The organism is Rhodococcus sp. HM1 (genome assembly GCF_023218075.1).
Lineage (GTDB): Bacteria > Actinomycetota > Actinomycetes > Mycobacteriales > Mycobacteriaceae > Rhodococcus.
Genome location: NZ_JALPTB010000119.1, coordinates 1 through 10,442, shown reverse-complemented (window position 1 = coordinate 10,442; position 10,442 = coordinate 1). Strand labels below are relative to the sequence as shown.

Below are 10,442 nucleotides of genomic sequence, written 5' to 3'. Positions count from 1 at the left end.
GACATCGAGGTGTCCGTGGAGAAGGACGTCGCCGTCCCCGCGAACGCGGTCGCCACCGTCGGGCAGACCAGCCTGCTCGGATCGAGCCACCTGGCGCTGAACCCCCCGGCCGGTTCACCACCCGAAGGGCGACTGGCCCCCGGTGCCACGATCGGCCTCGATCGCTCCGCGACGTACCCGTCGACGGAACGCACCCTCGCGGCCGCGGCGGTGGTCCTCAACCGGGGTGGTCTCGGCCGGATCGGCGACATCGTCACCAACCTCAACGACGCGCTCGGCGGGCGCGAGGACGCGGTACGCGACCTGCTCATCCGGCTCGACACCTTCGTCGGCACGCTCGACACCCAGCGCGCCGACATCGTCGCGACCATCGACGGGCTCGAGCGCCTCGCCGGCACCGTGTCCGGGCAGCGGGACGTGGTCGCCGACGTGCTGGACCGGCTGCCCGCCGCCCTCGAGACACTGCTGCGGGAACGTCCGGCGTTCACCACCGCGCTCGACAGGCTCCGGACGTTCAGCGACACCGCGACCGGCGTCGTCACCGACACCCGGCAGGATCTGGTGACCAACCTCGAGCACCTCGAGCCGACGCTGCGTGCCCTCGCCGACGTCGGCGCCGACCTCGACAAGGCCCTCGCATACGCGACGGTCTACCCGTACGGCCAATCCGTGATCGACCGGGCGGTGCGCGGCGACTACCTGAACCTGTTCGCGACGGTCGACCTCACCGTGCCCCGGCTCCAGCGCGAACTGTTGCTCGGTACCCCGTGGGGTGATCCGAACGCGGTGGTGCAGGCGGCGGTCGGTGATCCGGGTTATGCGCAGCCGACCCGCGATCCGCTCGGAGCCGCGGTGGGAGGCACCCGATGATCCTGTCGCGCTTCGTCCGGTTCCAGCTCGTCGCGTTCGCGGTGCTCGGGCTCGTCGGGCTGCTCGTCACGACGTTCGTCTACATCCAGGGCCAGTCGCTCGTCGGCGTCGGCCGCATCCGGGTCACCGTCGACCTGCCGTCCGCCGGCGGCCTGTACCGGTTCGCGAACGTCACCTACCGCGGCGTCGAGGTCGGAAAGGTCACCGCCGTAGACCTGACTCCGGGCGGAGTTCGGGCGACACTCTCGCTCGACGAGGACCACGACATCCCGGCGGACCTGGAAGCGCACGTTCGGAGTGTGTCCGCGGTGGGGGAACAGTACGTCGATCTGCGACCGCGCAGCGACGGGGCGCCCTTCCTCGAAGACGGTGCCGTGATCGACGCGGCCGACACGATCGTTCCCCAGCCCGTCGGTCCCATGCTCGACAACCTCAGTGCGCTCGTCGGGAGCATCCCGACCGGCAAACTCGACGACCTGCTCGACGAGATGCATGCCGGTGTGGGCGCAGTCGGCTACGACCTGGGTTCGCTGCTGGATTCGTCGTCGACGCTCGCGGCAGACGCGAGCGGTGTCGCGGACCGCGCCCGGACGCTGATCGAGGACACGGTGCCCCTGCTCGATTCGCAGGTGCAGAGCCTCGACGCGATCGAGGAGTGGACCCGCAGTCTGGCGGGGGTGACCGGACAGGTCGTATCCGACGACCCGCAGCTGCGCACGGTGCTGCGAACCGGCCCGGGCTTCGCGCAGGAAACCGCTGCCCTGTTCGACACGGTCGACCTGACCCTGCCGGTGCTGCTGGCGAATCTCACCACCGTCGGCCAACTCGCCGTGACCTACAACGCGGGACTCGAACAGCTGCTCGTGCTGTTGCCGCCGGCGGTGTCGATGATCCAGGCCGTGCAACCGTCGAGAAACGCGTCGGGTCTGGGGCTCGGGGACTTCCGGATCGGCGGGATCTCCGATCCGCCCGCCTGCACGGTCGGCTTCCTGCCGCCGTCGCAGTGGCGACCGCCGTACGAGACCGACACCGTCGACACTCCGGAGGACCTGTACTGCAAGCTCCCACAGAATTCGCAGATCGCCGTCCGCGGCGCCCGCAACATCCCTTGCGCCAACAATCCCGACAAGCGCGCGGCGACCGCCGAATTGTGCAACAGCGACCGGGAATTCGTGCCGCTCGCCATCGAGCAGCCGGTCGTCGGTCCCTATCCGTACGACCCGAACCTGGAAGCGCAAGGGCTGCCGCAGGATTCGCGATACAACCCCGACGGATCCCTCGTGGCGCCCGAGGTGGGGCTCCCGCCGATCCCGAGCGCGCGCGGAGCGGTGTCGGAATCGGAACCTGCTTCGGCGCAATACGATCCGCACACCGGACGGTACTTCGGTCCGGACGGGCGGTTGTACCGGCAGGGTGATCTCACCGCCGGTGCCGAGCCGGCCACGTGGCAGGACATGATGCCTCGCTGAAACGTGGTTGCCGGTCCGGGCGATGCTCAGCCGCGACGCTTCCGGACCCGGCCGGCGCTCTTGGGGCGCCCGGCGTTGCCGCGCCGCGTCTTCGGCTTCTTGTCGCCCACGACCTTCCGGGGCTGTGAACCCTGCCGTTCGCCGCGTCGCTTCGCCTTCTTGTCGGGCTCGTCCTGCCGTCCCCGCGAGCTGTTCGCGGTACGGCCGCGCACGATTCCGACGAACTCGTCGACGAGATCGGTGGTCCGGTCGGTCAGCCACACGAGGCCGACCTGGGACTGCGGTGCATCCACCACCGGGCGGTACGTCAGGTCCTTGCGGTGGTGCAGCCGGGCCAGCGACTGGGGGGTGATGAGAACTCCGACCTCGGAGGCGACGTGCGAGATCGCGCCCTCGGTGGTTTCCGGACGTTCGAAGGCCTCCTCGCCCGGGAGCTTCGCCCAGTCCAGCACGTCGTCGAGCGGATGCAGGACGGTCTCCTCCTCGAGGTCGGCGACCGAGACCTCCTCGACCGCCGCGATCGCATGCTCGGCCGGGACCACCACGACCGAGACCTCGGTGTAGAGGCTGATCACCGACAGGCCGTCGCGTTCGAGGGGCAGCCGCAGCAGCGCGGCGTCCGCCTGGTCCTCGCGCACGCACGCGGCACCGGACGTGGACGGGACCGGCACCAGTTCGATCGGGATGTCGGGCATCCGCTCGGTCCACACCCGCACCCATTTGGCCGGGGTGACCCCGGGAACATAGGCCAGCCGGAACACCTGCGGAGACTCGTCACTCACCCGGTCAGGGTACCGTCGTGGGGGTTCAGTTCTCGCAGAGAGGCCCGTAGGTCCAGCGGCCGCCGAGCATCGTGCCCCACACCGGGGTCTCGGCGAGTGCTGCCCCGGTCGCAGGAAGCGCGTCGGCGTTCAGCACCACCAGATCGGCGACATCGCCGGCCGTGACCCGCTCCCGGCCGCCGGTGGACGCGGCGAGCGCGACCGGCCACGGCAACTCGTGCTCCCGATGCCACACCCGTCCGTCGGGGAGCGTGCGGTCGACGGCGGCGGCCAGCGTCAGCCACGGATCGAGCCGTGCGACCGGGGCGTCCGAACCGAGCGAGAGCGTCGCGCCCGAGCCGAGCAGCGTGCCGTACGGGAACGCGCGGGCGGTGCGACCCGCCCAGTACCGGTCGGCGAGTTCGGCGTCGTCGTGTACGTGCGCGGGCTGGATGCTCGCGGTGACTCCGAGCTGCGCGAAGCGGGCGAAGTCCGCGTCGGCGACCAGCTGTGCGTGCTCGACGCTGCCGCGCGTCCCGGTCGTCTCGAAGCAGTCCAGCACGTGCTCGCACGCGCGGTCGCCGATCGCGTGGATCGCGGAATCGATGCCGTGGTCGCGTGCCCGCGTCATCCACCGCGCGAGCTGATCGGGTGGCACGGTGAGCACCCCGTGGTCTCCGTCGGGATACGGATCGTGGCAGTAGGCGGTGCGGGTGCCGAGCGACCCGTCGACGATCACCTTCATCGGCCCGACCGTGGCCAGCCCGCCGGTGCCCGGGATCTCGTCGCCGGTGCGCCATCCCGCGTCGATCGTGGCGTCGAGCCACTGCGGCCAGATACCGCAGCGCACCCGCAGCCGGTCGGTCCCTGCAGTGATGCGCCGCGACCACGCGGTGATGTTGTCCGCGATCTCGAAGTCGACGATTCCGACCACCCCGCGGGCGGCGACCGCGCGGGCGGCCTCGTCCACCCACCGGTCGAGCACGTCGGGGTCGACGCGCTGGAGCTCGTTCATCAGCGGCATGAACTCGGCTTCGCGCAGCAGGCCGGTCGGATGCGGCGCGAGCGAGAAATGCTGCAGGGCAGCGGTATTGAGCCACGCACTGTGTAGATCGGCACTGACCGCGACGAGCGGCCGGTGCGGCGCGATCGCGTCGAGCAGCGCAGCGTTCGGCTCGTCCGGCCACAAGCCGTCCCGAAACCCGTGCGCCACCACCACATCCGGTTCCGGTTCCTCGAGACGGGTCGCGAACAACGCAACCACCTCCGCGGCCGAGCGCGCACCCGACAGATCGAGCGCGGCCTGCGACAGCGCCCACTGGTCGAAATGCACGTGCGAATCCCACAGCCCGGGCAGCACCAGGCGGCCGCCGAGATCGACGACCTCCCCGGCACCGTCGTCCCCGGCACTGCCGCCGACACGGCCGTCGTGGATCCGCAGGTCGGCCGGGTCCGCGCCGGGAGCGAGGCGGGCCTGACGAAGCAGCATCGTTCAGCCCTCGACGATCTCGAACTCGTCGAACACCACCTCGCCGGAGGCATCCGACTCGGCCAGGTTCACCTCGCCGATCAGCGCCCAGCCGTGATCGCCCGCGGGATCGGCGAGCGTCTGCCGGACCCGCCACAGCGTCGGTTCCTCCACGACGGAGAACAGCCCCGGACCGCGTGCGTCCGGTCCGGTGCCGATCTCGTCGTACTCGTCGAAGTACAGCTCGAGCAGATCCGCCCAGTCCTCGGCCTCGAGTCCGTCACCGAGCTCGGCCAATTCGTCCCACCGCTTCCGGGACGCGAGTTCGACCCGCTTGAACATCGCGTTGCGCACCATCACCTTGAACGCGCGGGGGTTCGCGGAGATCGGGCGCGGCGTGTCCGCGCCGAAGGCGAGCTGCTGGTCGTCCGCCTCGACAGCGGGGTTGGCGAGCTGCTCCCACTCGTCGAGCAGCGACGAATCGACCTGGCGGATCAATTCCCCGAGCCATTCGGTGAGGTCCTCGAGTTCCTCGGTGCGCGCCGAATCCGGCACGGTCTGGCGCAGCGCCCGGTACGCGTCCGCGAGATAGCGCAGCACCAGCCCTTCGGAACGGGCGAGGCCGTAGTGCGAGACGAGTTCGGAGAACGTCATCGACTTCTCGACCATGTCCCGCACCACCGACTTCGGTGACAGCGGCGTTTCGGACACCCAGGGATGCCCGGCCCGGTAGGTCTCGAAGGCCGGCTCGAGCAGCTCCGCGAGGGGCTTGGGCCAGGTGACCTCCTCGAGCAGCTCCATGCGCTCGTCGTACTCGATCCCGTCCGCCTTCATCTGCGCGACCGCCTCGCCGCGCGCGGCGTGCTGCTGGGCGAACAGGATCTGCCGCGGGTCGTCGAGGGTCGACTCGATCACCGACACGACATCGAGCGCGTAGGTGGGGGATTCCATGTCGAGCAGTTCGAGGACGGCGAGCGCGAACGGCGACAGCGGCTGGTTCAACGCGAAGTCACGCTGCAGGTCGACGGTCAGCCGCGCCCAGCGGCCGTCCTCGTCGGGGGAGTCGAGGCGTTCGACGATCCCGGCCTGCAGCAGACCCCGATACAGCTCGATCGCGCGCAGGATGTGGCGGCGCTGTGCCTTGCGGGGCTCGTGGTTGTCCTCGAGCAGGTGACGCATCGCGTCGAAGCAGTTGCCGGGACGGGCAATGACGTTGAGCAGCATCGAATTGGTGACGCGGAAGCGCGAGACCATCGGCTCGGGCGGTGCGGCCACGATCTTCTCGAACGTCGCCTCGCCCCAGGACACGAAACCCTCGGGTGCCTTCTTGCGCTGCACCTTCCGCTTCTTCTTGGGATCGTCGCCCGCCTTGGCGAGCGCGCGATGGTTCTCGATCTCGTGCTCGGGTGCCTGCACGACCACCGTGCCCATCGTGTCGAACCCGGCGCGTCCGGCGCGTCCGGCGATCTGGTGGAATTCGCGGGCCTTGAGCTGGCGCATGCGGGTGCCGTCGAACTTGGTCAGGCCCGTCAGCAGGACGGTGCGGATCGGAACGTTGATCCCCACGCCGAGGGTGTCGGTCCCGCAGATCACCTTGAGCAGTCCGTCCTGGGCGAGGCGCTCGACGAGTCGCCGGTACTTCGGCAGCATGCCCGCGTGGTGCACACCGATGCCGTGGCGCACCAGCCGTGACAGCGTCTTGCCGAAGCCCGTCGAGAAGCGGAACGCGCCGATGGCCTCGGCGATCGCCTCCTTCTCCGCCTTGCTGCACATGTTCACGCTCATGAGTGCCTGGGCGCGTTCGAGTGCGGCGGCCTGCGTGAAATGCACGACGTAGACGGGAGCCTGATGTGTGGTGACGAGTTCCTCGATGGCCTCGCCGATCGGCGCGAGCGAATACGAGTACGTGAGCGGCACCGGACGTTCGGCGCCGGAGACTTCCGTGGTGGGCCTGCCGGTGCGGCGCGTCAGATCGTCCCGGAACCGGCTGACGTCCCCGAGCGTCGCCGACATCAGCAGGAACTGCGCGTGCGGAAGTTCGATCAGCGGAACCTGCCACGCCCAGCCGCGGTCCGGTTCCGAGTAGAAGTGGAACTCGTCCATGATCACCTGACCGATATCCGAGTCCGCGCCCTCCCGCAACGCGAGGTTCGCGACGATCTCCGCGGTCGCGCAGATGATCGGCGCACCCGAATTCACCGAGGCGTCACCGGTCATCATCCCGACCAGGTCGGCGCCGAACACCTCGCACAGCGCGAAGAACTTCTCGCTGACCAGTGCCTTGATGGGTGCGGTGTAGAAGGTGCGCTTGCCGGTGGCGAGGGCGAAGAAGTGCGCACCGAGCGCCACCATCGACTTTCCCGAACCCGTCGGCGTCGCCAGGATCACGTTCGAGCCGGCGACGATCTCCATCAGCGCTTCCTCCTGCGCGGGATAGAGCGTCAGGCCCCTGTCCGTCGTCCAGGAGGTGAAGGCGTCGAACAGCGAGTCCTCGTCGACGGGGTCGGGGATCAGATCCGGCAGCAGCACCGTTACAGGCTAGTCGGCCTTCACCCGACAGCGGGCCACGGTCCGTGTCCGGGTGGCGCCGCGCTCGTCAGGTGGCGCTGCGCTCGTCGGCGCCCATCGCGTCGAGGACGGCCATACGGGTTTCGGGACCGCCGCCGATCTGGCTTTCGCTGACACCGGCGATGAGCAGCTGCCGCCAGCGTTCGGCGTCGAATTCGAGCGGGGCAGTGGTGGTGAGGAACTCCTCGACGACTCGCAGGAACCGGATCGGATCGTCGCGGAACGGGAAGTGCCCGGCACCGCGGAAGATGTCCAGCCGGGAGCCCGGCATCGCGGAATGGGCGAGATAGCCGTGGCCGACCGGGATCACGCTGTCGCGATCGCCCCAGATGAGCTGGACCGGCAGGTTCTCGGTCAGGTAACAGCGGTCGAGCATGGTGACGACCTGCCCGCGCCAGTCCACGACCGCGCGGAGGGTACGCAGGTACGCCTCGTAGGCGGTGGGATCGGGCAGTTCGCTGAGAACCCGAACAAGATCGGAGGTGTCGTGCAGCAGTGCGCCCGGACGCAGGGGGGTGCCATGCAGCCGGCTCAGCACGTTGCCGGTGAGCTTGACCGCGGGCAGGGCGCCGGGCAGCCGCAGCAGCTTGAGCACCTCGGCGAACACCGGCATCGAGACCAGACGCAGGACCGGATGCACGTCCTTGGTGACGCCGCCGGAGGAGACGAGGATGAGGCGGTCGACCATGTGCGGGAACTGGTAGGCGAACTGCATCGCGACGCCGCCGCCGAGCGAGTGCCCGATCACGGTGACCTTGTCGATGTCCAGGACCGACAGCAGATCGCGCATGCCGTTCGCGTACGCGGCGACCGAGTAGTCGGCGCGCGGCTTGTCGGAACGGCCGTGACCGAGCAGGTCGGGGGCGATGACGGTGTAGTTCTCCGCGAGGTGGGGGATCACCTCCTGCCACGTCGACGAGTTGTCACCGATCCCGTGGATCAGCAGCAGCGCGGGACCGCTCCCGGCGAGCCGGAAGGCGCGGCGGTAACCGTGGATCGTGCGGAAGACCAAACGCGGTTCGGAATCGGGAACCGGGCGGAGTTTCCGCGTGCGCGCTGTACCCATGAACGTCTCCTGACGACGTCGCGAGGATCCGGGGTCACGAGGACCGTCGGAAGGCCGGCCGGTGTTCCTACCGCCTGCCCACTCTTGCATGCTCGGTGAGCGTACCGACTGTATGTGGCCCGAACAACACGAAGAGTAACAGCAAAGTAACCGCGCGGTAATCGCCGCAGGTCCGACCGCTGCCGGACCGTAACTTCGCCTACGGCGTCGTGCCCGGATCGTCGTCTCGACGCTCGTACTCGGCCAGGAACCGCTCGAACTCCGCACCCAGTTCCTCGCCCGTCGGCAGGCTCTCGTCGGTGGGCAGGGGAGACGCCTGCTGCTCCTGCGCGGCCACGTAGCTGTCGTACTGACGTTCGAGCGCGCGGACCACCGTCTGGACCTCCTCGTTGTCGCCGATGTGCTCGTCGACCTGCTCGCGCACCCGCGCCGCGGCCTGACCGAGCGCCTCCAGCGGCAGCTTCAGATCCGCGACCTCCGCGACCTGCTCGAGCAACGTCTCGGCTGCGGCCGGGTAGTCCGTCTGCGCGAGATAGTGGGGAACGTGGACGGAGAACCCGACGGCCTCGTGCCCGTGCTGCGCCATCCGCAGCTCGAGCAGCGACGACGCCCCGGCCGGCACCCGCAGCTCGCCGGACCAGCGATGGTGGTCGGCGATCAGATCCTTGTTCGTCGAATGGGCCGTGACCCCCAGCGGGCGGGTGTGCGGGATCGCCATCGGAATCGCGTTGATCCCGATGGTCCGGCGCACCCCGAACTGCTCGGCCAGCAGCCGCACCGCGGTGATGAACCGCTCCCACTTCAGGTCCGGCTCCACGCCGGCGAGCAGCAGGAACGGAGTCCCGTCGGTGTCGACGAGCGCGTACAGGTTCAGCTCGGGCGCGGCGTAGTCCGAGAAGTGATCGGACTTGAACGTCATCAGCGGCCGGCGCGAGCGGTAGTCGATCAGCTCGTCGACTGCGAACGACGCGACCAGTTCGGTCTCGAGGCTCTCCCGCAGATGCGTCGTCGCCAGCCGCACCGCATGCCCGGCGTCGGCGAACCCTTCCAGTCCGTGCACGAGCACTGGACCCCGACCATCCGCCGACGTCAGGCGCGGAGCGGGGAACTCCAGCTCGTACATGCGGGACTGCTCGTCCATGCAAACACTCCGATCGTCTGAACCACCCGCGAGACCCGAAGGCACGCGACGTGGCATGGTGGACAACGAGTCTAGTTGAACCGGTGAACGGCTCATGCCCGGGCACGGGACCGGGTCGTCGAGCGTCGGAGGTCCCAGTGGCAGGGCACGATCGTCGAGAATCCCACTCGCGGGGCCGGTTCCGGCGCGCACGATCGGCGGCGGTCGCGGCACTGCCGGCGCTGCTCGTCGTCACCGCGTGCGCGACCACCGTCCCGGGTGCGCCCCTTCCGCAGGCGTCCTCGGTCGACGGTCTTGCGGCGACCGCACCGGCGACACAATCGTCACGGCCTCCGGCGGAGCTGCTGCTGCCCCCCGAGGAATTCCCCGAGCCCTACGTGGCCGTCGTCCTGCCACCGCAGGCCGTCGCACAGGCCGCCCCGGACCTGACCGGTGTCCCGGTCGGTGCCAAGGTGAACCCGCCGGGGTGCCTGCCACCCGCCCAGGACTACGGGCCGGACGGCACCGCCATGGTCGTGGGCACCGACAACGACCGGCGGGCCACCATCAGCGTCGAACTCGTCGCGGGCGCAGCCCCGCTCGAGAACCTGCGCACCTACCTCGCGGATTGCCCGGAGATCGACACCACCCACCGCGGGGCCACCGCGACCGTCACGACGGTGCCCGAATCCGCGCCGCCGTCCCCGGCGGCGGGGGTCGAGACCCTCGAGCTGTCCCGCACGGTGCGATCCGGGAGGGGAGACGACGCGGTCACCCAGTCGATGCGCACCCGCATCGCGCAGATCGGGGACCTCCGGCTGCTCGTGACCTACATGTCGTTCGGGGCCGACGATCCCGACCTCGACAACCTCGGCATCGTCTACGACGCCGCGGTCGCGCGAATCCTCGCGGGATGACTCGGCGCCGGTAGCCCGGCGCGCTATCAGCCGGGTCCGACAATCCCGGCTCCAGGGGTGCCTGATCACCGCGGCGCGGCGAAAGTTGTCCACAGGCGCCCGATCCATCCCCAGATTCCGCGATTCCCGTCGTCGGCCCGCCCGAGCGGCCCACGGATCGGGGAAGGTCGGCGCATGACCACATTCGCCTCGTCCTCCCGCCC

8 protein-coding genes are annotated in these 10,442 nt (G+C 69.6%); 3 read left to right on the top strand and 5 right to left on the bottom strand.

Annotated elements, in window-relative coordinates; all coding sequences use genetic code 11:
• Positions 1 to 870 (top strand): MCE family protein (locus tag M1M07_RS31020; protein ID WP_248676612.1); only part of this gene is annotated, 870 nt, incomplete at its 5' end.
• On the top strand, positions 870 to 2,339 hold the full coding sequence (locus tag M1M07_RS31015; protein ID WP_248676613.1) for an MlaD family protein: 1,470 nt from the start codon (positions 870 to 872) through the stop codon (positions 2,337 to 2,339). The genes M1M07_RS31020 and M1M07_RS31015, both read left to right, overlap by 1 nt.
• 26 nt (positions 2,340 to 2,365) lie before the next feature.
• Here M1M07_RS31015 and M1M07_RS31010 read toward each other — a convergent pair whose 3' ends face one another.
• The 5 genes from M1M07_RS31010 to M1M07_RS30990 form a co-directional block, all read right to left on the bottom strand.
• The gene (locus tag M1M07_RS31010; protein ID WP_248676611.1) at positions 2,366 to 3,121 is read right to left on the bottom strand and encodes a LysR family substrate-binding domain-containing protein; all 756 of its coding nucleotides are present in this window, start codon (positions 3,119 to 3,121) and stop codon (positions 2,366 to 2,368) included.
• Between the two features lie 25 nt (positions 3,122 to 3,146).
• Positions 3,147 to 4,589, bottom strand: a complete 1,443-nt coding sequence (locus M1M07_RS31005) for an amidohydrolase (RefSeq protein WP_248676610.1) — start codon at positions 4,587 to 4,589, stop codon at positions 3,147 to 3,149.
• A 3-nt stretch (positions 4,590 to 4,592) separates the two neighbouring features.
• Positions 4,593 to 7,097, bottom strand: coding sequence for a DEAD/DEAH box helicase (locus tag M1M07_RS31000; RefSeq protein WP_248676609.1), 2,505 nt, complete (start codon positions 7,095 to 7,097; stop codon positions 4,593 to 4,595).
• Positions 7,098 to 7,164: 67 nt separating this feature from the next.
• On the bottom strand, positions 7,165 to 8,202 hold the full coding sequence (locus tag M1M07_RS30995; RefSeq protein WP_248676608.1) for an alpha/beta fold hydrolase: 1,038 nt from the start codon (positions 8,200 to 8,202) through the stop codon (positions 7,165 to 7,167).
• Between the two features lie 199 nt (positions 8,203 to 8,401).
• Positions 8,402 to 9,343, bottom strand: coding sequence for a proteasome assembly chaperone family protein (locus M1M07_RS30990; RefSeq protein ID WP_197250962.1), 942 nt, complete (start codon positions 9,341 to 9,343; stop codon positions 8,402 to 8,404).
• A 137-nt stretch (positions 9,344 to 9,480) separates the two neighbouring features.
• Between M1M07_RS30990 and M1M07_RS30985 the strand changes: the two genes are divergently transcribed.
• Entirely contained in the window at positions 9,481 to 10,239 is a 759-nt protein-coding gene (locus tag M1M07_RS30985) for a sensor domain-containing protein (RefSeq protein WP_248676607.1), read from the top strand.
• Positions 10,240 to 10,442 lie beyond the last annotated feature (203 nt).

Bases quoted from the DNA above. Each gene is read 5' to 3' on its own strand.
- M1M07_RS30990 (WP_197250962.1), bottom strand. From the start codon at position 9,343: ATGGACGAGCAGTCCCGCATGTACGAGCTGGAGTTCCCCGCTCCGCGC.
- M1M07_RS31005 (WP_248676610.1), bottom strand. From the start codon at position 4,589: ATGCTGCTTCGTCAGGCCCGCCTCGCTCCCGGCGCGGACCCGGCCGAC.
- M1M07_RS30995 (WP_248676608.1), bottom strand. From the start codon at position 8,202: ATGGGTACAGCGCGCACGCGGAAACTCCGCCCGGTTCCCGATTCCGAA.